General features: G+C 39.2%; 22 protein-coding genes and 1 pseudogene. 21 read left to right on the plus strand and 2 right to left on the minus strand.

What is annotated here, in order from left to right; genetic code table 11:
- The first annotated feature begins 1 nt into the window (after window position 1).
- The 10 genes and pseudogenes from pheT to IAE53_RS00330 all read left to right on the plus strand — a co-directional run.
- Window positions 2-2,458, plus strand: coding sequence for a phenylalanine--tRNA ligase subunit beta (gene pheT, locus IAE53_RS00285; protein WP_148423226.1), 2,457 nt, complete (start codon window positions 2-4; stop codon window positions 2,456-2,458).
- An 80-nt stretch (window positions 2,459-2,538) separates the two neighbouring features.
- Entirely contained in the window at window positions 2,539-3,825 is a 1,287-nt protein-coding gene (locus IAE53_RS00290; RefSeq protein ID WP_148423225.1) for a UDP-N-acetylglucosamine 1-carboxyvinyltransferase, read from the plus strand.
- Window positions 3,826-3,917: 92 nt separating this feature from the next.
- A complete protein-coding gene (locus IAE53_RS00295; RefSeq protein WP_010278597.1) occupies window positions 3,918-4,184 on the plus strand; it encodes a type B 50S ribosomal protein L31 in 267 nt (88 codons plus the stop codon).
- Window positions 4,185-4,223: 39 nt separating this feature from the next.
- The gene (gene rlmD, locus IAE53_RS00300) at window positions 4,224-5,615 is read left to right on the plus strand and encodes a 23S rRNA (uracil(1939)-C(5))-methyltransferase RlmD (RefSeq protein WP_148423224.1); all 1,392 of its coding nucleotides are present in this window, start codon (window positions 4,224-4,226) and stop codon (window positions 5,613-5,615) included.
- Window position 5,616: 1 nt separating this feature from the next.
- A complete protein-coding gene (murF, locus tag IAE53_RS00305) occupies window positions 5,617-6,945 on the plus strand; it encodes a UDP-N-acetylmuramoyl-tripeptide--D-alanyl-D-alanine ligase (protein WP_148423223.1) in 1,329 nt (442 codons plus the stop codon).
- 24 nt (window positions 6,946-6,969) lie between these two features.
- Entirely contained in the window at window positions 6,970-8,112 is a 1,143-nt protein-coding gene (locus IAE53_RS00310) for a serine hydrolase (protein WP_148423222.1), read from the plus strand.
- 35 nt (window positions 8,113-8,147) lie between these two features.
- The gene (locus IAE53_RS00315; protein WP_148423221.1) at window positions 8,148-9,698 is read left to right on the plus strand and encodes a DEAD/DEAH box helicase; all 1,551 of its coding nucleotides are present in this window, start codon (window positions 8,148-8,150) and stop codon (window positions 9,696-9,698) included.
- A 131-nt stretch (window positions 9,699-9,829) separates the two neighbouring features.
- The gene (locus IAE53_RS00320) at window positions 9,830-11,011 is read left to right on the plus strand and encodes a folylpolyglutamate synthase/dihydrofolate synthase family protein (protein ID WP_148423220.1); all 1,182 of its coding nucleotides are present in this window, start codon (window positions 9,830-9,832) and stop codon (window positions 11,009-11,011) included.
- A complete protein-coding gene (locus IAE53_RS00325; protein WP_200135770.1) occupies window positions 11,001-12,398 on the plus strand; it encodes an MFS transporter in 1,398 nt (465 codons plus the stop codon). The genes IAE53_RS00320 and IAE53_RS00325 overlap by 11 nt, the downstream gene beginning before the upstream one ends.
- A 26-nt stretch (window positions 12,399-12,424) precedes the next feature.
- A pseudogene (locus IAE53_RS00330) lies at window positions 12,425-13,027 on the plus strand (JAB domain-containing protein); the annotation flags it as partial.
- Window positions 13,028-13,057: 30 nt separating this feature from the next.
- Here the strand turns inward: IAE53_RS00330 and IAE53_RS00335 are convergent.
- Both IAE53_RS00335 and IAE53_RS00340 read right to left on the minus strand, forming a co-directional pair.
- On the minus strand, window positions 13,058-14,026 hold the full coding sequence (locus IAE53_RS00335) for a thymidylate synthase (RefSeq protein WP_148423217.1): 969 nt from the start codon (window positions 14,024-14,026) through the stop codon (window positions 13,058-13,060).
- 316 nt (window positions 14,027-14,342) lie between these two features.
- Window positions 14,343-14,825, minus strand: coding sequence for a ComE operon protein 2 (locus tag IAE53_RS00340; RefSeq protein WP_188352875.1), 483 nt, complete (start codon window positions 14,823-14,825; stop codon window positions 14,343-14,345).
- Between the two features lie 76 nt (window positions 14,826-14,901).
- Here IAE53_RS00340 and IAE53_RS00345 point away from each other — a divergent pair, with 76 nt between their 5' ends.
- From IAE53_RS00345 to IAE53_RS00395, 11 genes are all read left to right on the plus strand, one after another.
- The gene (locus tag IAE53_RS00345; RefSeq protein WP_010278569.1) at window positions 14,902-15,747 is read left to right on the plus strand and encodes a bifunctional 5,10-methylenetetrahydrofolate dehydrogenase/5,10-methenyltetrahydrofolate cyclohydrolase; all 846 of its coding nucleotides are present in this window, start codon (window positions 14,902-14,904) and stop codon (window positions 15,745-15,747) included.
- 87 nt (window positions 15,748-15,834) lie between these two features.
- The gene (locus IAE53_RS00350) at window positions 15,835-17,691 is read left to right on the plus strand and encodes a S9 family peptidase (protein WP_233610631.1); all 1,857 of its coding nucleotides are present in this window, start codon (window positions 15,835-15,837) and stop codon (window positions 17,689-17,691) included.
- A 113-nt stretch (window positions 17,692-17,804) separates the two neighbouring features.
- The gene (gene comGA, locus IAE53_RS00355; protein WP_148423214.1) at window positions 17,805-18,746 is read left to right on the plus strand and encodes a competence type IV pilus ATPase ComGA; all 942 of its coding nucleotides are present in this window, start codon (window positions 17,805-17,807) and stop codon (window positions 18,744-18,746) included.
- Window positions 18,685-19,722, plus strand: a complete 1,038-nt coding sequence (locus tag IAE53_RS00360; protein WP_148423213.1) for a type II secretion system F family protein — start codon at window positions 18,685-18,687, stop codon at window positions 19,720-19,722. Before comGA ends, IAE53_RS00360 begins: the two co-directional genes overlap by 62 nt.
- Window positions 19,719-20,030: a competence type IV pilus major pilin ComGC gene (comGC, locus tag IAE53_RS00365; protein WP_010278559.1), complete on the plus strand. Its 312-nt coding sequence runs from the start codon at window positions 19,719-19,721 to the stop codon at window positions 20,028-20,030. The genes IAE53_RS00360 and comGC overlap by 4 nt, the downstream gene beginning before the upstream one ends.
- Window positions 20,014-20,406 carry a prepilin-type N-terminal cleavage/methylation domain-containing protein gene (locus tag IAE53_RS00370; protein WP_148423212.1) on the plus strand — a complete coding sequence of 131 codons (393 nt, stop codon included), beginning with the start codon at window positions 20,014-20,016 and terminating at the stop codon, window positions 20,404-20,406. Before comGC ends, IAE53_RS00370 begins: the two co-directional genes overlap by 17 nt.
- A gap of 22 nt (window positions 20,407-20,428) precedes the next feature.
- Complete coding sequence (locus IAE53_RS00375) at window positions 20,429-20,599, plus strand: hypothetical protein (protein ID WP_234456344.1); 171 nt, start codon at window positions 20,429-20,431, stop codon at window positions 20,597-20,599.
- Window positions 20,586-20,999: a prepilin-type N-terminal cleavage/methylation domain-containing protein gene (locus IAE53_RS00380; protein WP_148423210.1), complete on the plus strand. Its 414-nt coding sequence runs from the start codon at window positions 20,586-20,588 to the stop codon at window positions 20,997-20,999. Before IAE53_RS00375 ends, IAE53_RS00380 begins: the two co-directional genes overlap by 14 nt.
- Window positions 20,996-21,283 (plus strand): hypothetical protein, encoded by a 288-nt coding sequence (locus IAE53_RS00385; protein ID WP_200135772.1) that lies wholly within the window; start codon window positions 20,996-20,998, stop codon window positions 21,281-21,283. The genes IAE53_RS00380 and IAE53_RS00385 overlap by 4 nt, the downstream gene beginning before the upstream one ends.
- Window positions 21,284-21,322: 39 nt before the next feature.
- Complete coding sequence (locus IAE53_RS00390) at window positions 21,323-22,315, plus strand: class I SAM-dependent methyltransferase (protein ID WP_148423307.1); 993 nt, start codon at window positions 21,323-21,325, stop codon at window positions 22,313-22,315.
- Between the two features lie 76 nt (window positions 22,316-22,391).
- Window positions 22,392-23,654, plus strand: coding sequence for an acetate/propionate family kinase (locus IAE53_RS00395; protein ID WP_010278546.1), 1,263 nt, complete (start codon window positions 22,392-22,394; stop codon window positions 23,652-23,654).
- The last annotated feature ends 40 nt before the right edge of the window (window positions 23,655-23,694 follow it).

Raw genomic sequence — 23,694 nt, forward strand, 5'->3', positions numbered from 1 at the left:
CATGAAAACGAGTTTAGCTTGGTTAAATGAATATTTGGATGAGCCGCTTGCTTTAGATGAGGTTGCTGTTAATCAACTGGCTGAGCAAGTTGCGCGTACAAGTGTTGAAATTGATAGCTATACCACTATCGCGCGACAACAAGATGGTTTGGTTGTGGCAAAGGTTTTGAGCGTTAACCCACATCCAGATTCAGATCATATGGTTATTACACAGATTGATGCTGGTGAATCTGAACCGATTCAAATTGTTACTGGAGCGCCCAATGTCGCTGCCGGTCAATTTGTTATTTTGGCCAAAGTTGGTGCCCATATTATCAATCATGATAGTGGCGAATTAGTGACGCTTTCTGCAGTGTCATTACGAGGACAAATGTCTTATGGCATGTTGGTCGCGTTACAAGAAATAGGATTTGATAGCAAGATTGCACCTAAAGATTTTGAGAGCGGTATCTATGTTTTTGGACCAGATGATGGTGTGAAACCTGGCGATGACGCAATTGCGGCTTTGGGGATGAATGAACCAGTCTTAGATACTGACCTAACACCAAATCGCTCTGATATGCTTTCAATGATTGGAACAGCATATGAGTTTGGCGCAATGCGACAGGTGAAGGTTCAAGAACCCGACTTTGAATTAATTGAATATGAAACACCGGCCGATAGCCAGATATCGATTCAGATTGATGACCCGTCTTTGGCACCAAAATACGCATTGCGGGTTGTAAATCAAGTTACGGTGAAGGATTCACCGCTGTGGTTACAAAAAAAGTTGTGGAACGCAGGCATGAGGCCAATCAATAATATAGTTGATATTACCAACTATATGATGTTAATGTATGGACAACCCCTACATGCCTTTGATTTGGACAAGTTATCACACAAAGATATTCATGTTCGTCTTGCCAATGATAATGAGTCTTTGGTCACATTAGATGGTCAAAATCGGGCGCTTCGATCTGGAAAAGATATTGTCATTGCCAGCGGACAAGATGGTTTAATGTTAGCCGGTGTTATGGGTGGCACTAGTTCAGAAGTTGATGTCAACACCAAAAATATTGTGATTGAAGGTGCTATTTTTAATCCAAGTCTTATTCGCGCCACAGCACGTCGACATAATTTGCATTCAGAAGCTTCGGCACGATTTGAGCGTGGTGTTAACTGGGACAATACGTTCACTGCTTTAGATCATGCTGCAAGTTTGGCAGATGATTTAGCTGATGGTCAGGTGGCACGTGGTCGTATCGAAGTGGCTAATCAGCAACGTGAAGCCGTGCATCTTTCATTAACTGCTAAACGGGTTAATCAAATATTGGGCACATCTCTTGATGTGGCTGCAATTGCAGGTTATTTTGATCAATTAGCATTCACATATCAGATTAATGGTGATCAGATTTTAGTTGATGTTCCTGCGCGGAGACCAGATATCAGTATCGAAGCAGATTTGATTGAAGAAGTGGCACGACTATTTGGTTATGATAATTTGCCACTAACTTTACCGTATGGTCCAACAACCCCAGGTAAATTAAGCTTGCTGCAACGTCAAATCAGAGGAACTCGACGTATTTTGGAATCATTGGGATTAAACCAGGCCATTTCCTATGTCTTAACGACACCCAACAAGGCCCAACTATTTGCTGAAAATTCGGCAGACAGCGTCGTGACACTTGACTATCCAATGAGCTCGGATCGAACAACTGTACGACAAAATTTATTGGCTGGTCTTTTAGATGATGTTGTTTATAATGCAGCACACGCTGTTCATGATATTGCGCTATATGAGCAAGGACGTGTTTTTATTGCCAAACAAGAAGATCAGCAGCCAGCAGAAATTGAACATGTGGCTGGGGTATTAACGGGTAGTCGTCTTGAATCAACTTGGCAAAAGGGTAAACAGGCAAAAGCAGTTGATTTCTATGATATGAAGGGTGTGGTTGAAAGTTACCTACAACAGATTGGTGTAAGTGACGTCAGTTATCAAGCAACAAGTCGCCATCTTAATATGCATCCTGGTCAAACAGCCGATGTCTACGCGGGCACAGAATACTTGGGATTTGTAGGACAAATTCATCCGCGTGTGACGAAAGCGCAAAAATTGTCACCAGTGTTCGGTTTCGAGTTGAATCTTTTTGCTGTGTTGAAAAATGTCCATTCGAGTGTCTCTTATCAGCCTATTTCACGCTTTCCTCAAATGAGCCGTGACATAGCGCTGCTAGTAGACAGCCAGGTTTCATCAGCTGAAATTGAAGATACCATTCACAAAACTGCTGGTCATCATTTAGTTGATGTGACATTATTTGATGAATATACAGGTAATAATTTACCAGAAAACAAGAAGTCTTTGGCTTATACTCTGACGTATCAAGATAATGATGAAACGCTTGTTGAGGCTGAGGTTAATGCTGATTTTGAAAGCGTTATAAGCGGATTACAATCGCAATTTAATGTGACGATTCGTTGATTATTTTTCTAATTTAATTTGAGTTGTGCTTGAAAACACGTTATAATTGAATGCAGACTATAAAGTTACAGGATAATTTCATGGCAAAAATAATCGTACAAGGCGGCCATCGTTTACGTGGTGAAGTCACTATTGGTGGCGCTAAAAATTCAACAGTAGCACTGATTCCAGCAGCAATTTTAGCTGATACACCAGTTAAATTTGATACAGTGCCACAAATTTTGGATGTCAAGAATTTGCAGCTAATTTTGCAAGCAATGAATGTCAGTTCAACGTTTGAAAATGGCGAATTGACAATTGACCCAACACATATTACTGAAAGTGATTTACCAAGCGGTGCGATTAAGTCGTTGCGGGCCTCATACTATTTTATGGGCGCCTTACTAGGACGTTTTGGTCGTGCGACAGTAACTTTCCCTGGTGGTGATAATTTAGGACGACGTCCAATTGACCAACACATCAAAGGATTTGAGGCGTTGGGAGCGACGGTGACTGAAGTCAACGATATTATTCACATAGACGCCACCAGCCATGGCTTGATTGGTGCGCGTGTTGCTCTGGATACAGTTTCTGTGGGTGCAACAATTAATATTATCTTGGCAGCCGTGCGCGCTAAAGGGCAGACGATCATTGAAAATGCTGCACGTGAGCCTGAAATTATCGATATCGTAACATTCTTAAATAACATGGGAGCTAGTATTCGTGGTGCTGGAACCGATACAATTCGTATTGCTGGCGTACCTAGTTTGAAAGCGCGAAACACACATACGGTTATTCCGGATCGGATTGAGGCTGGCACGTATATGAGTATGGCTGCTGCATTCGGTGATGGCGTAACGATTAAAAACGTCATTCCAGAACATTTAGAATCATATACGTCTAAACTGATTGAAATGGGTGTTAACTTAGATATTGGTGAAGATGCCATTCATGTTTATAAGTCTGATGAACTAAAGCCTGTGGCTATTAAGACAATGCCTTACCCTGGTTTTGCGACTGATCTGCAACAGCCAATTACACCATTGCTGTTGTTAGCCAAAGGTGAAAGTACAATTGTCGATACGATTTACCCCAAACGAGTGAAGCATATCGCTGAACTACGTCGAATGGGTGGCGATATTGATTCAGCTGTTCCTGGACAAATCAAAATCAATCAATCACCACGTCTATTAGGAACGAGCGTTCAGGCAGCAGAGATTCGAGCAGGGGCAGCACTTGTTATTGCTGCTATTATGGCAGAAGGCGAAACTATTATTAATGATGCGGATCATATTTTGCGTGGTTATGATCGCATTCAAGAAAAGTTAAGCCATTTGGGCGCCGATGTGACAATTGAAGGGATTGATTTGATTAATTTGATGCCTTAAACAGTTGCATGTTAATAGAAATTTTGATACAATTATCTAGTTAATAACTGACTCTAGGTCACGAGACTTAGGGCGCTAAGGAGAAACGAATCATGCAAGCAGAAATTCACCCAGATTATCACGCAGTTGTGTTCGTCGATGCTTCAACAGGTAAGAAGTTCTTGTCAGCTTCCACTGTGACATCTGATACAACAACTGAATTTGAAGGTAAAGAGTATCCATCAATCCGTATGGATATTACATCAGACTCACACCCATTTTATACTGGTAAGCAAAAGTTTACTCAAGCCGATGGTGCAGTCGACAAGTTCAACAAAAAGTTTGCTGGATTTGGTTTCAAGAACAACGAAGACAAGTAATTGTTCATTCAAAAACGTTCACCTTGGTGAGCGTTTTTTATGTATGAGGGCAGAACTATCGCACGTACAATTTTACCGGTTAAATTAGGGCAGGAAATAACGGCAGTTGTGGATGACATTCGTATTGATGGCATGGGTATTGTTCACGTAACTGAACACTATCCTTTATATATTGCGGATGCTATTCCCAATGAGAAAATTCGTCTACGTGTCACACAGGTGGATAAATTTTCAGGTTATGCACAAGTAATTGAGCGGATAGTATCTTCCGATGCCAGACAAAATAATCATCGTCAATACTTGATTGAAGCTGGTACAGCACCTTTGGTCAATTTAAAATATGAAGCACAATTGATTTTGAAACAAAAGCAAATTCAAAAATTATTTGCCAAACAAGGCCTAACAGTGACTGTTGCACCAACTGTTGGAATGCAAAATCCAACGTATTACCGTAATAAGACGATTGTACCGGTGAAGTGGCAAAATGAAAAATTAACCAGTGGATTTTATCGCCGTGGTAGTCATGAATTAGTGCCCATGACAGATTATTTTGTCAATGACCAAGCAATTGACCGGGCCATTGTAATCGTTAGAGATATTTTGGAAAAATATCAAATTTCAGCCTTTGATCCAGATACGCAGCAAGGTGCAATCCGTTATATTATGGTTCGGCGAGGTTACTATTCACATGAATTAATGGTGGTTTTAGTTTCTGACGTGCCAACTTTGCCTAATGAATCGGAAATTGTTAATGAAATACACATACAATTACCTGAATTAAAAAGTTTGCGATTAAATTATAGTCCAAAACGTGAGTATGTGTTGCTGAGTCCTAATAACAGGACTCTATGGGGCGAAGATGCCATTCATGATACGTTGTTAGGGTATGATTTTATTATTGGTCCTAATTCTTTCTATCAAGTTAACCCGCAAATGACTGAAATATTATACGATCTAGCAGCTCAAAAGGCTGAATTACAAGCGGATGATATTGTTATTGATGCGTATTCGGGCATTGGCACGATTGGTATTAGTGTGGCTAATCGTGTTAAAAAGGTGATTGGTGTTGAGGTTGTACCTGGTGCGGTTGCTGATGCACAGTTGAATTTGGTTAATAATCAGATTACCAATGCGACATACATTTTAGCTGATGCACCTGAGCAGTTTAAATGCTGGCAACAAGAAGGATTAAAGCCGGATGTTGTATTTGTTGATCCGCCTCGACGTGGGTTAACTGCTGAATTAATTGAAGCAACAGTTGATATGGGACCAAATCGATTTGTATATATTAGTTGCAATCCTGTAACACTTGCGCGAGATGCTGTTGAAATCATTCGACGAGGCTATCACATTGATGGATCCATACTACCAGTTGACCAATTTCCGCAAACGTCTCATGTGGAAAGTATAACTGTATTTCGAAAGGATTAGCATGAATTATTCGGTATCAAAAATAGGACAAATTTTACAAGCGCCTATTCAATACGGAGATGTGGTTGTTAGCGGTGTTTCTTTTGACTCGCGTCAAGTTAAACCTGGTGATTTATTTGTGGCATTAGTAGCGCAAAACGATGGACATGATTACATCGAACAAGCATTAAATCATGGCGCAGTAGCTGTACTGGCTGACAATCAGCACCAAATACCATCAACTATTGCTGCTGTGATAGTGCCTGATACTTTGACAGCACTTCAAGCGTTGGCGCGATATCGACGACAAGATATTAATCCCAAGGTTGTAGCAATCACAGGCTCTAACGGTAAAACAACCACCAAAGATATGGCTGCTGCAGTTTTTGCCACGACGTATAAAACTTTCAAAACACCCGAAAACTTCAATAATGAAATCGGTGTACCACTAACACTTTTGACGATGCCAGAAGACACTGAAGTGCTCGTTGTTGAATTGGGTATGGATCGGTTTGGGCAACTTTCTGTTTTGTCGGAATTGACATTGCCAGATGTCGCGATTATAACGATGATTGGCGAGGCGCATATTGAATTTTTCAAAACGCGTGCTAATATTGCTAAGGCAAAATTGGAAATCACCCAAGGACTAAAAGCTGACGGTACATTAATTATACCTTTTGATGAACCTTTGTTGACAACAGCTGCTATTAATCAATCGGTTGTTCATTTTGGAAAGAAAATCAGTGATATCGATGAAAATAAAGCTGAAACTGCTTTCACATTCGATAATACTCGATTTGCTATTCCGCTGAGAGGTCGGTATAATATAATGAATGCGCTCGCAGCGATTTCAGCGGGTATCTTATTACATATTGACACAAAAGACGCCGCAAAGGCACTTAAACATTTTGATTTGACTAAAAATCGTACTGAAACGCTCACGACAGCTCACGGCGTGACTTTGATTAGCGATGTTTATAATTCAAATCCAACTGCTGTAGCTGCCGTTTTGGCAACACTGAAAACGATTCCTAGCACACATCGGTACATTGTGCTAGGAGACATGTTAGAATTAGGCGAGCAAACGCAAAACTTGCACGCTGGTCTGGCAAAAGCGGTGATAGAGGCGAATGTTGATGGCGTTTACTTGGTTGGAAAATTTATGGGAATGTATCTTTATCCCATTTTGCAACAGCACTTTGATTCAACGCACTTGCACCAATATGAAACAGATCAGTTAGCCGAATTAATCACAGATTTACAGACGTTAGGTGAAAACGGGGACGTGATTTTGCTCAAAGCAAGTCATGGTATTCATCTTGAAAACGTTGTCAACGCATTAGTAAAATAATTTAATGTGTCGGGGGACACACTTATGCAACGAAACCAAAGTCGAAACATTAAGCGAAGGAAATGGGTGCTTGTAATTTTTTTACTGAGCTTGTTTCTAGGCACTTTTTGGCCTTTAGCACTCAAAGAGTCATCTGTTAAACTGAAACCAATTAAAAACGATGACCTCAGCGTTAACAATGTCGCCATGTTAAGTACTAACGTCGTGCCTAAAGGTGCGTTCGCTAAAGATGCTGATAACCAGTTAAAGCAGGCGCACTATGTTGGAACTGCATTAATTGTGCATAAAAATAAAATTATTTTACAAAAAGGCTATGGTTACGCCGATGCTAAAACGAAACGTGTTAATGATGCTAAAACATTGTTTCAAATTGCATCAGTTCAAAAAGGATTAACAGCAACACTAGTTATGAAGGAAATTGAAGCAGGTAAGCTATCTTTTGATACAAAGTTGAGCCAGTTTTACCCTAATGTTGCTAATTCGGATAAAATTACAATAAGTGATTTGATAACAATGACTAGCGGGCTAAGTCAACATATACAGCCAGTAACTTTTGAATCAGAAGCGGATAACATTGATTTTTCTGCGGATCATGCGGTTGTTATTGGTGAGCCGGGTGTTGGTTATGGCTGGTCATATCAGGCGGTTAACTATCGATTGTTGGCTGGCGTATTGATGAAGGTGACACATAAAACTTATACTGAATTGTTTGAACAAATGTTTGATCGTCACTACCATTTAAATGCAGTGCAATATGATATGTTCAAAACGTCCGCTAATCGTGCGATTGGCTATGATGATTCATATGATAAGCCTTATGGTGATGACAATGTTGCCTACCATCGTGAAACAGGAACTGGTAATGTGGCAATGACAACAGGTAACCTGTATCGCTATTATTATTTGATGATTAACAAAAAGCTGATAGACAGTCCGGCACAGTTATGGCGAACCAAGCTTGGTGAAAGTTATGCTGCAGGGATGTATCATTTTCCAAAATATATGACCGCACATGGCGTATTACCTGGTTATGAATCAACTATAATTTTGTCAAAAAATGGACAGAATGCTGTTGTGCTATTGAGTAATCAGTATTACAAATCACATAGTTTCCAACCACTAGCCAAAAAAATATTTACACAAATGACTGCTATTCCTGTAAAGTGAATGGCTTACGCACAATAGGTGCAAGGAGAAAAATTTTGAAATTTAGCGAATTAGGTTTGTCACAAGATATTTTAGATGCCATTAAAACTCATGGTTATGTCGAAGCGACACCAATCCAAGAAAAAACAATTCCGTTGACATTATCAGGACGTGATGTCATTGGACAAGCGCAAACGGGAACTGGTAAAACAGCTGCTTTTGGTTTGCCAATTTTGGAACATATTGATTTAGAGAATAAAAACATTCAAGCTTTGATTGTTTCACCAACACGTGAATTGGCAATCCAAACGGCAGATGAATTAAAAAAACTTGGACATGATAAGCATGTTGACGTACAAGTTGTGTTTGGTGGCGCTGACATTCGCCGTCAAATTCAAAATTTGAAGTCACATCCACAAATACTTGTTGGTACACCGGGTCGTTTGCTAGACCACATTAACCGCAAAACAGTTAGATTGGATCACGTTCGTACACTTGTTCTAGACGAAGCCGATGAAATGTTGAACATGGGATTCTTGGATGATATTGAATCAATTATTGATAAGACACCAGCCGAGCGTCAGACATTGTTATTCTCAGCCACAATGCCACCTGCTATTAAGCGTATTGGTGTTAAGTTCATGACTAACCCAGAGCATATTCAAATTGAAGCTAAAGAATTGACAACTGATTTGGTTGATCAATACTTTGTACGGATGCGTGAAAATGAAAAATTCGATACCATGACTCGTATTTTTGATGTGCAAGCACCAAAATTGGCCATTGTGTTCGGTCGCACAAAGCGTCGCGTGGAAGAATTAGCTCGTGGTTTAGAAGCTCGTGGTTATCATGCTGCTGGCTTACATGGTGATTTAACGCAACAAATGCGTTCACGTGTTTTGGCTCAGTTTAAATCACATGAAATCAATATTTTGGTGGCAACAGATGTCGCGGCTCGTGGTCTTGATGTTAAGGATGTTTCTCACGTTTATAACTTCGATATTCCACAAGATCCTGAAAGTTATGTGCACCGCATTGGCCGTACGGGCCGCGCGGGTGCTAAGGGTGTATCAGTGACATTTGTAGCACCAAATGAAATGGATTATCTACGTGCAGTTGAAGATTTGACTAAAAAACGTATGACGCCTCTCGAGCCTGCAACATTGCAACAGGCACGTGTTGGTAAAATTAATAATGCCGCTGGAGAAGTCGCAAAGTTAATTCAGTCAACTGATGTCGCAGAAATCCAAGATCAAGTTAATGCTTTGACTGCACAATATTCTGCTGAACAATTAGCGGCAGCCTTGTTATCTAGTGCAGCTGACTTAGAAAAGCAAAACACACCAGTAGAAATCACACGCGAACGTCCATTACCACGACGTAAGGGCGGTGGTTCACGCAATGGTGGCGGTCGCCGTGATGGTAATCGTGGTGGTGGCTATCGTGGTAATCGCAATCGACGTGGCAATGGTGATCGTAGTAATGATCGCCGTGGTACAAGTGAACGTCGCTTTGGTGATTACAAGCGTCGTGATGGTCGTTCAAATGAGAGTCGTCGTAATAGCGGCGGGAATCGCCGAGAATTTACCGTCCGTGAAAAAGGCTAAAATGCCGTTGCTCGAGTAAATAGTAAGAGAAATAAACACGATGAAACCGTCCAAACAAAATGGACGGCTTTTATTTTTTAATATGATATGAGATTATAATGGGTGTAAGAATATCTTTGATGGAGGAAGACATGAGAACAGTTGCAGAAGCCATTGCCTATATTCATAGTCGCCCAAAAGGCGGGCAAAAGGAGTCACTAGAACGCATGCACGCCTTACTTGATCGATTGGGCAATCCAGAAAAGATTGTGCCACCAGCGATTCATGTTACAGGAACTAACGGAAAAGGTTCAGTTGCTACGATGTCTAGCAACATATTACAATCTGCTGGACTTCATACGGGTTTGTTTATTTCACCGTTCATCACGGATTTTCGGGAGCGAATTCAAGTTGATAACAAAATGATTGCATCAGAGGATTTGTTATCAGTCACTCAAGATGTCGCGGACATTTTAATTGACCTAGATCGTGAGTTGGCACCGGATATTCCGACTGAATTCGAAGTTTTGACAGCTATTATGTTTACTTTTTTTGCGCGACAAGACCTTGATGCGCTAGTGATTGAAGTTGGTATCGGTGGTTTGCTTGACTCGACCAATGTAATGCCAAATTCCCGTGTGGCCGTCATTACAAGCGTTGGCTTAGATCATCAAGCCCTATTGGGTCCGACTATTGCTGATATTGCCCGTCAAAAGGCAGGTATTATTCACAAGAACATACCTGTGGTTATCGGTCAAATTTCTAGTGAAGCGCTATCTGTTATTAAAGAACATGCTTCGAATGTTATAGTCGGCAAATTGGGCGAATTTAAACCTGGATTACCCGGAGAGTATCAAATTGTGAATACAGCTACTGCGGTCGCGGCTGTACGTGCTTTTGATGAACGTATTCCAGATTCTGCCATTATTCATGGTTTGGCGTCAACGCGATTTCCCGCACGGTTTGAGTTGCTGAATAAAAGCCTAATGATTGACGGTGCTCATAATGCGCAAGGACTACATGCCTTGTACAAAGCACTAATCAATTCTTATCCAACGGGTAAGATTCATTTGATTATTGGTAGTTTAATGGATAAAAATGTGACTGATTCTTTTTCTGAAATTTTAGCGCAGAATCGTTTTGCCATTACCTTAGTGCCGTTTACTGGACCAAATGGCAGACATAGTTTGAATATTGAAGCAACTGCCAAAAAATATCCAGTGGGCATGGCAGTAAACTGGCAAACAGCCATTAGACAATCTGACGCTGATTTAACAGTATTAACGGGTTCGTTGTATTTTGTAAGTAAAGTGAGAGAAGAGTATGCAAAGTGAAAAATTATCATTACGCTTAGTTTTTAGCGTTTTGGCAATTGGAATTTTAGGGTTTACTGATATTATGTTAGAAACAGCATTAAATGTTAGTTTCCCGATATTAATGACAGAATTTAATGTCACGTCTAATGTCGTGCAGTGGTTGACGTCTGGTGTTATTTTACTGACCAGCATGGTGGTTATCTTATCACCATGGTTAAAGAAAAATTTTACTAACCGCAGTCAATTTATCACTGCAACTATTATTTCTTTAATTGGTGTGTTAATTAATGCTATTAGTGGCGATTTTGGCTGGACATTATTTGGGCGTCTGTTACAAGGCATTGGCGGTGGCGTTGGTTTTCCTTTAATGTATAACGTGATTTTTGAACAAGTACCAGAGAAAAAGCGCGGAACGATGGTTGGATTGGGGTCATTGATTATCTCGTTTGCCCCAGCCATTGGACCAGCATTTGGTGGGTTTTTAACACAAAATTACGGTTGGCATATGGTATTTTGGGTAGTGCTACCGATTCAACTTTTTTCACTCGTATTAGGTTGGTGGACCATTCAACAGGGTGCACCATTAAAAAAAGAGAAGCTAGATTTAATCGGTTGGCTACTCCTGAGTCTTTTTTTTGTGGCGGGTATTTCTGTTATCGAACGAACGAGCACTCATGGATTGATCAATACTTTGAGTTTGAGCATGATTGTGGCGATGATAGTTGGGTTAGTGGGGTATCTATTTCACGCAAAGCGAATTGCTAACCCACTGATTAATCCGGCAATTTTTAAATATAAAACTTTTCGTTTTGGTATGGCAGCTTCATTTACAACGCAGGTTGTTAATTTAACGTTTAATTATGCGGTGCCGATGGTTTTACAGATTGTATTATTGCAAAACTCGCAAGTAGCAGGATTAGCATTACTACCTGGGGCGCTGGGATACGCGCTGATGGCTATTTTGTCAGGTAGGCTATATGATCGCTTTGGAGCGCGTGTGTCAATCATTACCGGCTTGATATTAATGTTGATAGGGACTGTTTTGATGGCATTCTTGCCGATTAGTTTGACTTGGTTAACACTTGGCTTTATGGTCATTCAAATTGGTGCTGGTTTTTGGTTTGGAAATAACATGACTTTCACAATTAGTCAGGTGCCAGTGAATTTCCAGAGTGCCGGTAATTCAATTTTTTCAGCAACTAATAATTACTCTGCGGCCATTGGTATTGCCTTAGCTGCCGGCATTATTGCAACTTTTCAAAAGCACGCGGACGATGCTCGCGACTTGGTCGTAGCAACGCATTCAGGCACGATTTGGACGTTTAGGGTTGATGTTGTGTTGATTGTGTTGTCTGCCATTTTGTCATTAAGTGCCTTACATTTTGGGAGAAAGAGACTGTACTAACGTATTATGTTGTAGAGGCAAACAACATGATTACTAATAAAATTAAACAATTTTACAGACTATTTGGACAAGATGAAAACCATGCACTACGTAATTTTCAACGTTACTTTCCTGAACCATACGCATTAAATGAAATAACACATGATACAGCTGAGGACTTTGTCTCACATAATGAAGTTGCGAATCAAGCGTTATTGATCGGGGTTGAAATAGGAAAAGCAGTTGCTTTTCAAAAAAGACAGGTTTTACTGAACGCAAAATATTCGACTAAAATGGGGACATTTGCGCAAAAAAAAATCGGGCATTTGTCTCAGGAACAGCTGTGCTTGGCGCTTTTAGATGCACAGCTAAACGTTATTGGTTGGGAAACGGTTTTTGTGGGTACTGTGAGTCATGTGCAAGCGTCACCTAGAGAAATTTTTCAGCGTGTTTTGAAAGCAAATGCTGTGGGATTTATGATTGTTCACAATCATCCGAGTGGTTATGTCATGCCATCTAAAGCAGATATTGTTTTTAGTCAGCGACTAGCAACACTTGGGCAACAAATGGACATTCATTTGTTTGATTCATTTGTTGTGACGCACAGTGATTATTGGAGTATGTCTGAAAAGAAGCAATTAAAAAAGCTATCCCGCAGTAATGTAATCAGGGATAGCTTTTTAAACGGCAACAGGTGCTTTGATAGCTGGTTCGCTATCGTAATCCAAAACTTTGATGTCATCCATCGTGTAGTCAAAGAGTGACTTTACTTCTGGATTTAGCCAGAGTTTTGGTAGTTTGTGCATTGGTCGTGAGAGCTGCTCGTTAATTTGATCAATATGGTTGTTATAAATATGTGTATCGCCAATTGTATGAATAAAATCGCCGACTTCATAGCCAGTTTGGGCAGCAACCATATGCAGCAATAGGGAGTATGAAGCAATGTTAAACGGCACACCTAGGAAAAAGTCACCGGAACGTTGATACAGTTGTAAACTAAGCTTACCATCAGCAACATAGAATTGACTTAAAACGTGGCAAGAAGGTAGAGGTGCTTGAGGTGTGGTTTCAGCGTTCCATGCCGTCAAGATTAATCGCCGAGAATCAGGGGTTGTTTTGATTTGATTGATAAGACGATTGACTTGATCAATCGTGTCTTCACCGGCAGTTAAGCTGTTTGTTTCCCAACCACGCCATAATTTACCATAAACATCACCAATGTAGCCGTACGTTTCCTTAAAATCGTCATCATGAAGGATTTTATCGACAAAAATAGCTTTTTGTTCCTGATAGGCTTTGTTGAATTCAGGATCACGTTGTGAGCGTTGGCCAAAGTCGCTCATATCAGGGCCATCATAGGCATCAGATTCAACCCAGTGTTTAAAAGCCCATTCATCCCAAATGTGATTATTGTGTTCGAGCAAAAAGCGAATGTTATTGTCACCACGTAAAAACCATAAAAGTTCACTTTTAATTAAGCCGAAAAAGACCTTTTTTGTGGTTAAGAGTGGAAAGCCTTCCTGTAAATTAAAACGCATTTGTGTGCCAAACAGTGAATGTGTGCCGGTTCCGGTACGGTCACCTTTTAAAGTACCCTCATCGAGAATTTTTTGTGCTAGATCTAAGTATTGCTGTTCATTTTGAGACATGTCTTTTTATTGTACGCGTTTTAGCTATTTTGGATAGTTTGACACGCGTGATTCCTTTCAAAAATCATTACTTAAATATTAACGAAAACGCGATTTAATAGCAAATTTGTACGCTTTTAAAAACGTTATTCTGACGCTTGTATTGACGTGTTACAAAATTGTAATAAACTCTTGAGCGCTTGTCGTTATTGGTTTTTTATTGAATAATAATAACAAAAAACACTTTTGAATGCTATTCGTTTTCTAAAAGTAAAAAATATGGTAAACTTAAAAATAGTTCGTGAATTGCATGCATTTTCTGACGAACTAAAAGCTATCATTCATGCGCGATAAATTGGTTTAAATCAATTTGATGGGCTGTTTGTGATGAAAATGGTACTTGTTTAAGTGAAACATGTTTTTGACGTAATAGTTCTTCAGCAAATGGATCATTATGATAATCACGCATAAAGTTAATGTTATGAATACCTGCTTGGAGCAAGAGTTTAGTGCATTGCACGCATGGTACATCTGTAACGTAAACTTCTGCACCATCAACGCTGATGCCCATTTGCGCTGCTTGCATGAGCGCATTTTGTTCAGCATGAACGGCTCGTACACAGTGGCCATCAACAATGAGATCACCAACCTCAGTGCAATGGGGTGTACCGGCAACACTACCGTTATAACCACTTGCTATTATGCGATGATCTCGCACGATAATAGCGCCTACGTGTAATCTTGTGCATGTCGATCGTGTTGACAGAATGGCTGCCTGTGCAATAAAATATTGGTCCCAACTAATACGTGTATCCATGATAATGTCCCTCGTTTTGCTTTTGAATCTGATAGAATGAGTATAACAAAATATTGTGAAGATTGAAGGAGATTTTTGAATGACAGAGCTACTTGACGGTGCCAAAGTTGCCAAAATAATTAACGACAAAACGGCTCAACGTGTGACAAAACTAGATAAGCCAGTCACGCTTGCTGTGATTTACGACCCAGACAATGAAGGTAGTCAATTGTATGTTGGCATGAAGTCTCGGAAAGCAGCCAAGCTTGGTATTCAAACACGTGATATTCCTGTTGGCGCAGATGAAACAACGGACAGTGTTATCGCTTTGGTTGAATCGTTAAACGCGGATGATGATGTGACAGGAATTTTAGTTCAAAGTCCATTGGCTAAAGGCATCAAGGAACGACAGGTATTTTCTGCAGTTGCGCCTCAGAAAGATGCTGACGGTTTAGGTGCAACTGTTCAAGGTATGCTGTTTGGGGATGCTTTGGAGCCGTATACTGTCGCAGCGACGCCACAAGGTGTGATGTCGTTATTGAATTACTATCATATTCCTATAAAAGGCAAAGTGGCTTTAGTTGTTGGTAGATCTCAACTATTTGGGCGACCAATGTCAGCTTTATTAAATAATGCTGATGCAACGGTGACGGTTGCACATCGCTACACAGAACCCGCGGTTTTGAAACGTTTGCTTAAATTTGCTGATATTGTAGCCGTTGGTGTGGGTATTCCTAATTTTATTAAAGGGGAAGATTTGAAACAAGGTGCCACCGTGATTGATGTGGGGATGAACGTCGTTGATGGCAAAGCCACTGGAGATGTTGACTTTGATTCAGCACAAGGTATTGCAGATTTTATTACGCCAGTGCCCGGTGGTGTAGGGCCAATGACAATCGCTACTTTATTGGAAAACACAGTGACATTAGCGGAATTAAATCAATAATTTAATGAGAGGTTATGGCACTGAAATGCGTTATAACCTCTTTTTTGTTCACGATTTATGATAGACTTGAAATTATAAGTGAGGTAAATGATGAAAAAATTAGATAAATCATTGTTTAACATTAAAAGTTTAAGTCAATTGATTAAGATTAGTGAACGTTATTATTTTACACAAACACAGTTGCGTGAAGTTGAAAACGATACACAACATCGTGTTTGTCAATTGGTTGATGGACAAGTGAATGTGATTGCTGAAGATGCATGGCTACCACAAAATGTGAATGGACAATTAGCCTATCTACAAAAAATTGATGGAGTTGCGCAATTGTTTGTTGCTGGTGAACAAAAAACATTCGAAGCTGCAGGTGTACACCAATACACAGCAACAGCGGATAATAATCATGTTTATTATCTCACCATAACGAGCCATCAGTCGCCAATACCAGTATTATCAGATCGACCAATACCACGTCGCATTACTGAAAAAAATTATAAAGCTGACGGATATGGTCTCATTGATGAATCAACTCAATATCGTATTACCTATTTAGATATTTCTAAAGATCTGACAAAAGTTGTTCTAAATACTACAACGCGTACAACTTTATTAGACCAATTTGATCATAAATTATTATTGACACAAACTGATAACATTGCTGGGCTTGGGGAGAGTAATAAAACATTTTTGTTGGTCAGTGGTCAAATGATTGAAGTGAGTCAAAATTTGCCGCATGGACTCACTGCGGATGGAATTTTTGATCCAAAGGGTGAAAAAATTGCATTGATCGCTCATGATGGGCAGTATACTAATGCAAGAATTTTTGGTGTGTATCTATATGACATTAAACGATCTACTCTCACGCCTATATTTGATTCTGATGTTGATGCTTTGCAAGATACGATGAGTGATGTAGTCTTTTTAAAGAGTATGCATCAATTGTTTTGGCGAAATGACACGGAAATTGAATTCGTTGCGACTTATCATGGTCACAACCGTCTATACCGTTTGACAACAGATGGTATTTTGACGTTACTAGATGATACGCAACGCGCTATTTTGTCTTTTACGTCAGAAGCGCTGATCACTTCTTATACCAATATACCTTCACAAATTGAAACTAGGCACGGTGATATTTTGTATCGACCGGATTCAAAAGAGGCATTTGTAGTGGCTCAAAAATATCAATTTGCTTCGGAAGATGGTTCGATGGTTGATGGCTGGTTTATGCATGCGCAACGACAACCAGCGCCAACATTATTGTACATTCACGGTGGACCACATGCGGCTTATGCTGATGCCTTCTTTTGGGAATTTCAAATGTGGGTTTCACTTGGATATAATGTCGTTTTTACCAATCCGCATGGCTCAACTTCTTACGGTCAAGATTTTGTGAAAAGTGTGATTGGACATTACGGAGAGCAAGACTATCGTGATGTTATGACCGGCTTTAAAGCGGCACTATCCAAATTTTCTGATGTGATTGATGTGCGTAATGTATTTGTGGCAGGTGGTTCCTATGGTGGTTATATGACCACTTGGATTATTGGTCATGATCAACGTTTTAAAGCAGCTGTTGCTCAAAGACCGGTCATTAATTGGATTAGCATGTTTGGTACAAGTGACATCGGTTATGATTTTTCAAAAGCTGAATTGAAATTGGATTTGCAGGACAATAATATTTCAAAATTATGGGCAATATCACCATTAGCTTATGCCAAAAATGTACGAACACCGATTTTACTACTTCATGGTGAGTACGATCTACGGACGCCATTAGGCCAGTCAGAAGAATATTTCATGGCGATTAAAACACAAACAGATACACCGATTGAAATAGTGAGATTGCCTGAGAGTTTTCACGGTGTTTCAAGAAATGGTCGACCAAATCTTCGTATTGCGCGGCTGAAAGTCATGGATGATTGGTTTGCTAAATTTAAAAATTAATTTGTTAAAAACATTTAGCGCAGCATGAGCTAAGTGTTTTTTTGTGAGCTAAATTGTTTGTTAACGTATGATACTATGAGCTCAAAAAAATATAAGGGGGAGATTTTGGCATAATGATTGATGATATGTTGGAAAAAGCTAAAAAACAACGAGTGAGTGATATTTATATTTTGCCAAATGATGATAACAAATATGTCATCAAGTTTCACATGAATGGTGGATTAGCGTCCAAATCAAATATTTCTGATGAGGATGCAGAAAAATTAATATCTGCAATTAAATATCGTGCAAAAATGAATATCTCAGAAAGACGTCGACCGCAACTAGGTCGTTTTCGTGGCGCACATGTATGGATTCGTGTTTCCAGTGTTGGTGATTTTTTGAATCGTGAAACTGTGGTCTTGCGTCTTATCTATTCTGAACAGCATAAGCAACATTGGCTATCTTCAAAGCAATTTGAGCAAATGCAACTTGGTTTACCGGAGTCGGGTTTATTTCTCATCTCTGGACCGACTGGTTCAGGAAAAACAACGACGCTTTATCAGTTGTTGCAAAATATTGCCGACAACAAGCTAGTTTTAACGATTGAAGATCCAGTAGAAATTAGAAATCCTAACTTTGTTCAGTTACAAGTTAACGAAGCAGCTGGTATTGGTTACGAAGCGTTAATAAAAGTTGCTTTGCGACATCGTCCAGAGATTTTATTAATTGGGGAAATTCGAGATTATCAAACGGCTAAAGCAGTCATACAGGCTGCTTTAAGTGGTCATCTAGTTATCAGCACGATACACGCCATGTCAGCGCGAGAAATTGTGTTGCGCTTGCTAGAGTTAGGTGTGGATCGTAATCAATTGTTGGCAGCACTAACAATGGTAGCTTATCAAAGATTAGTACCAATGACATCAGGCAATCAAGCAGCGATTGTTGATGTGCTTTGTGGCAGTGATATTACGATGGCTACTGGTTTCACAATACAATGGCAGGAGGTTCTTGATGAAGCATTTTTGGCAGGCAAAATTACATCAGCAACGCGAACAACATTTCAGTCGCTTTAAATCAAGTGATCAGGTGCAATTTTTTCAAGAGCTTGGTGATTTGCTAGCCTCCGGGTATAGCATTAGTGAAAGCATTAATATTATGAAAGATGCGCATCAGAAGTGGCAGCACCAATTAAGCGCGATTAAGGATGGACTCCATGAGGGACAGACTTTTCCTAGTGTTATGTCTATGTATGTGAACCAAAACATATTGGTTCAGCTGAATTTAGCTCATGAACATGGCGATTTAAGCACTACTTTGGTGAAAATGGGACAAAATTTATCTCAAATTGCACAACAACAAAATAAAGTGAAACAAGTGATGCATTATCCGATTATCTTGTTAGCAATACTAGGTGCCATGCTATTAGGACTTAAATTTTTTCTTTACCCAATATTGAATCAATGGCAAAATTCGTCTCAAGCAACAGGGGTTTATGATGGTCGCGCCATTGCAATATTGATGATGGCACTGCTACTGATAACAATCATTTGGCGATCTTGGCGTCGTATGAACTGGATAAAAAGGCTTAATGTTATGTCTAAAATACCAATCATTAGTTTGATGACTAAAACGGTTGTGTCGTATCAAGCTAGTCAACAAATAGCTTCAATGCTATCAGGTGGCTTAACGCTACCAGATATTATTAACGCCATTGCATGCCAAAATAGTCGTTCAGCTTCAGTTTATTTAGCCCAAGATGCACAAAAATTTTTAAAAGCAGGTGGACAGATCGATCGTTATATTTTGTCTAAGCAATTTTTTAATCAATCATTGGCTGGGTATTTTATGAGAGGTTATACCCCAAAAACATTAGCGCGATATTTAGATTATTATGCAAAAACACAGTTTAAACTGTTAATGCAGCAAGCCGACCGGTTAATCGGTACATTGCAGCCGATTTTTTTTGGCATCATTGGCATAGCGATTATTGGTTTATATCTCAGCATGCTACTACCGATGTATCATGCCATAGGAGGATTATATAAATGAAACTTTTTAGAAAAAAATATAGCGGATTTACATTAATTGAAGCAGCAATTGTTTTATTTATTGTCAGCTTACTAATGTTGATTATTTTGCCTAACTTAAATGCACAACGTAAACATGCTGTGACAACTCATGCTGCCGCAATGGTGACAACAGTACAAACACAAATTGATTTGTATCAAAATGATCACCCAGATGACAGTGAGGTGACCATTTCTAAACTAAAAGCAAATGCTTATTTAACTGACAAGCAACTACAAAAAGTGCAAGACCTTAAAATTACAATTGTGAATAATGAAGCTCACCAATAGCGGATTCACGTTGGTTGAGTCAGTAATCACATTATTCATCGTTAGTTTATGCTTGGTAGTTGGCGCGCAACCACCAAAGACAGTAGGAAAAAATACAGATCAATGGTTGGTAACGTTTAAAACGAGGTGGCAAAATGCGCGGCTAACTGCTCAGAGTCAAGGACGTTCGGTGACAGTTATTTTTGATCGGTCTGAGATGTTAATAGATGGTGAGCACATTTCTTATCCGAAAAATTATTCAAAATGTGTTCGCCAACAAATAAGCGTTTTGCCAACAGGTTATGTTGCACCGATAACCATAACGCTTGATGGTTCGCCAAACATCAAGATTATTTTTAGTTTAGGAGGTGGTGAATTTCGTGTATCTAAAAAATAACCATAAACAAAAAGGATTTGTTTTGGCAGAAGCAATGTTGTCTTTAAGTTTAGTAGGAACGTTTGTGGTTTTTGAATATGATCAAGTTCATCAATTTCAAAAGCAACAGCGTCAACTCAATAAGGAATTAACTACTTTGCAAAAAGAAAAGATTGAAGCTTTGGAATCGTGGGAAGAGTATGCTGGCAAATAGAGCGTTTACACTATTAGAATCAATGATTGCTTTAAGCCTGGCAGCATTGGTTATGATTACGATTCAGTTTTTGATACCTCATTTAAATCAAGTGACTCAACCAGACGACAGGACAACATTTCAAACAGCTTTGCATCAATTAGAAATCCAAAAATATAGTGTAAAAGATAATAATAATCATGTTATTAATATGATGAGTGCAGACAGCAAAAAAATGACGTTAATGTTGCGAAACAATAAATTACAGTTGAGTGCTGCAGGTAGTGGACAAATTATTTTAATGGAAAATGTCGATGATTTAATCATTAGGGCCAGTGGTAGTCTTTTTAAACTGACGATAAAAATTCATCATCGCACCATTCATGGTATTTTATATTTACAGAAGGTGGCAACCCCATGAGAAAAAAACAAGCCTACGTTTTGGTTACTACAGTCATTATATTGGGTGCGTTGAGTACAGTATTTGTCTTACAAAACATTGCCTTTAATGAGCGATTAAGGGCGCAAGCAAAGTTGATACAACTGACGAAAATTAACGTATTGCAGGCTCGGCTGAGCTTATTATATGCGACAAATGGTGATAAATCATTGATGTTTGATGGTATCACGGCAACAGTTGATGATCAGGAAATTTGTGTGTCAATTCAAGGTCTCCACTTAAAGGTTCCGCTGCTTGTGAAATAATCATTGAAAATGCTTGGAAAACCGTCTAAAATGTTACTTATGACACAAGAAAAAGTTGCACAATATTTTGACGCCTTATCCAGTACTTCACACGAATTATCTCAGGAAATCGATGTGAGTTACGTTGATGCCCTAATCGAGGTGATTGATGATATTAACGCTGGGGATGTTCACCGAGAACTAGGAAGACCCAGTCAATCAGTCGCTGAAAAAATTGAACAAGCTATTCATTTGAATTGGTCACAAGCCAGTGATACTGATAAGCGTAAAGCAGTTCAACTGGCTATTTTGCAAGCAAACCGGGATGATAGAACTCCGGCGAACTATCAAATTACCCCAGATGGTATTGGTTATTTACTTGCTAGTTTGATTAGCCAAACAGCAAGTTTAGTCGATGATGATACGATAATTGATATCACGGTTGGATCAGGCAATTTACTATGGACAGTTTCAGAGAATTTAGATTTTCGTTTAAATAAGATTGGCATTGATAATGATGAGACCCAGTTAGCTTTGGCTGCTGCAGGAGATGAACTAATCAATCCAAATGCACCAACGACATTTTATCAAGCAGATATCTTATCCTTAGATGAGACACCGAAAGCTAAAGTCGTTATCGCAGATGTACCGGTCGGCTATTATTCGGTTGATGATGCTAATCAATTTGAAACTCAGTCATCAAATGGGCAAGCGTGGGTACAAAATTTGATTGTCGAAAAATCATTGTCTTTTGTGAGTGATGATGGTTGGGTTTATTTAATTGTCCCAGCTGCACTACTAAGCGGTGTTAATGCCAAAAAATTGTTACAATTTGTAACTTCACGTACACAACTAAAAGCTTTTTTACAGTTACCAAATGATTTTTTCCAAGATGAACGAGCAGCAAAAGCTATTTTAGTATTGAAAAAAAATTCTGACCAAACCCAAAAAGAGGTATTGATGGGGCAGTATCCATCTTTGAAAAATCCTAAAAAGCTTCAAGAATTTTTGCAAGATATTGAAGCGTGGGTTAAACTGGATAAAGAAGTGTAATAGTCGTATGATTATATTATCAAATTAGTTTTCGTAAGTGTAACAAGTTCAAGAAAGACAGGTAAAAAGGAAAATCATGGCTAAAACAATGGCTGTTAACGCTGGAAGTTCATCACTAAAGTTTCAATTATTGGAAATGCCGGCAGAACAAGTTATCGCGCAAGGTGTTATTGAACGAATTGGCATGGATGATGCAATCGTTACAATCAAATACGGCGCTGAAATTGTAGCTGAACGCTTGGTTGGCCATTCAGATGATGATGAAGACCACATCACAATCACAAAAGATGGTAAGGGCAAAAAGTATGAAAATGTTGTTCCTATCAAAGATCATCAACAAGCAATCAACTTCATGTTACAAAAATTAACAGATTTGGGTATCATTGAAGATTTCCAAGAAATTACAGGTGTAGGCCATCGTGTTGTTGCAGGTGGTGAGTGGTTTAACCATTCAGTTGTTGTTACAGATGAGGTATTAGCTAAGATTGATCGTTTGGCGGATTATGCGCCACTGCACAATCCGGCAAATGCTATGGGCATTCGCGCATTCCAGAAATTGTTGCCAGATGCATTGTCGGTAGCTGTGTTTGACACATCATTCCATCAAACAATGCCTGATGTTAATTATCTTTACTCAATGCCTTATGAATACTACACAAGATATGGTGCACGTAAATATGGTGCTCATGGAACATCACATCGTTATGTTTCGGCGCGTGCAGCAGCGATGTTAGGAAAAGATTTAAAAGATCTTAAGTTGATTACGTTACATTTGGGTGCAGGTGCATCTATTACTGCGATTAAAGATGGTAAGTCATTTGATACCTCAATGGGATTTTCACCTTTGGCTGGTGTTACAATGGCAACACGTGCAGGTGATGTTGATCCATCACTAGTTTATTATATTCAAGAACGTGAAGGCTTAACAAATGATGAAATGTTGAATGTTTTAAATAAAAAATCAGGATTACTTGGCATTTCAACTATTTCCAGTGATATGCGTGATTTGTTGGATGTTCAAGATACGAATGAGCATGCTAAGTTAGCAATTAATATCTTTATTAATCGCGTAATTAAATATGTCGGTCAGTATGTAGCAGAGATGAATGGCGTTGATGCTATTGTATTTACCGCGGGTATTGGGGAAAATTCAGTACCGGTTCGTAAAATGATTGTGGATAAATTAAGCTACTTTGGCATCAAGTTAGACAATGAAAAGAATAATGTCCGTGGCGAAGAAGTCGAAATATCAACATCAGATTCAAAAGTTAAAGCATTGTTGATTCCAACCAACGAAGAATTGATGATTGCTAGAGATGTAGAATCTTTAAAAGGATAAGCATAGTGTGATAAAATGGTAAACGGCTAGTGTTTCGAAA

This window comes from Leuconostoc sp. S50 (assembly GCF_016624925.1).
GTDB lineage: Bacteria > Bacillota > Bacilli > Lactobacillales > Lactobacillaceae > Leuconostoc > Leuconostoc pseudomesenteroides.

Bases quoted from the DNA above. Each gene is read 5' to 3' on its own strand.
- pheT (WP_148423226.1), top strand. From the start codon at position 2: ATGAAAACGAGTTTAGCTTGGTTAAATGAATATTTGGATGAGCCGCTT.
- IAE53_RS00290 (WP_148423225.1), top strand. From the start codon at position 2,539: ATGGCAAAAATAATCGTACAAGGCGGCCATCGTTTACGTGGTGAAGTC.
- IAE53_RS00295 (WP_010278597.1), top strand. From the start codon at position 3,918: ATGCAAGCAGAAATTCACCCAGATTATCACGCAGTTGTGTTCGTCGAT.
- rlmD (WP_148423224.1), top strand. From the start codon at position 4,224: ATGTATGAGGGCAGAACTATCGCACGTACAATTTTACCGGTTAAATTA.
- murF (WP_148423223.1), top strand. From the start codon at position 5,617: ATGAATTATTCGGTATCAAAAATAGGACAAATTTTACAAGCGCCTATT.
- IAE53_RS00310 (WP_148423222.1), top strand. From the start codon at position 6,970: ATGCAACGAAACCAAAGTCGAAACATTAAGCGAAGGAAATGGGTGCTT.
- IAE53_RS00320 (WP_148423220.1), top strand. From the start codon at position 9,830: ATGAGAACAGTTGCAGAAGCCATTGCCTATATTCATAGTCGCCCAAAA.
- IAE53_RS00325 (WP_200135770.1), top strand. From the start codon at position 11,001: ATGCAAAGTGAAAAATTATCATTACGCTTAGTTTTTAGCGTTTTGGCA.
- IAE53_RS00335 (WP_148423217.1), bottom strand. From the start codon at position 14,026: ATGTCTCAAAATGAACAGCAATACTTAGATCTAGCACAAAAAATTCTC.
- IAE53_RS00345 (WP_010278569.1), top strand. From the start codon at position 14,902: ATGACAGAGCTACTTGACGGTGCCAAAGTTGCCAAAATAATTAACGAC.
- IAE53_RS00350 (WP_233610631.1), top strand. From the start codon at position 15,835: ATGATGAAAAAATTAGATAAATCATTGTTTAACATTAAAAGTTTAAGT.
- comGA (WP_148423214.1), top strand. From the start codon at position 17,805: ATGATTGATGATATGTTGGAAAAAGCTAAAAAACAACGAGTGAGTGAT.
- IAE53_RS00360 (WP_148423213.1), top strand. From the start codon at position 18,685: ATGAAGCATTTTTGGCAGGCAAAATTACATCAGCAACGCGAACAACAT.
- comGC (WP_010278559.1), top strand. From the start codon at position 19,719: ATGAAACTTTTTAGAAAAAAATATAGCGGATTTACATTAATTGAAGCA.
- IAE53_RS00370 (WP_148423212.1), top strand. From the start codon at position 20,014: ATGAAGCTCACCAATAGCGGATTCACGTTGGTTGAGTCAGTAATCACA.
- IAE53_RS00380 (WP_148423210.1), top strand. From the start codon at position 20,586: ATGCTGGCAAATAGAGCGTTTACACTATTAGAATCAATGATTGCTTTA.
- IAE53_RS00385 (WP_200135772.1), top strand. From the start codon at position 20,996: ATGAGAAAAAAACAAGCCTACGTTTTGGTTACTACAGTCATTATATTG.
- IAE53_RS00390 (WP_148423307.1), top strand. From the start codon at position 21,323: ATGACACAAGAAAAAGTTGCACAATATTTTGACGCCTTATCCAGTACT.
- IAE53_RS00395 (WP_010278546.1), top strand. From the start codon at position 22,392: ATGGCTAAAACAATGGCTGTTAACGCTGGAAGTTCATCACTAAAGTTT.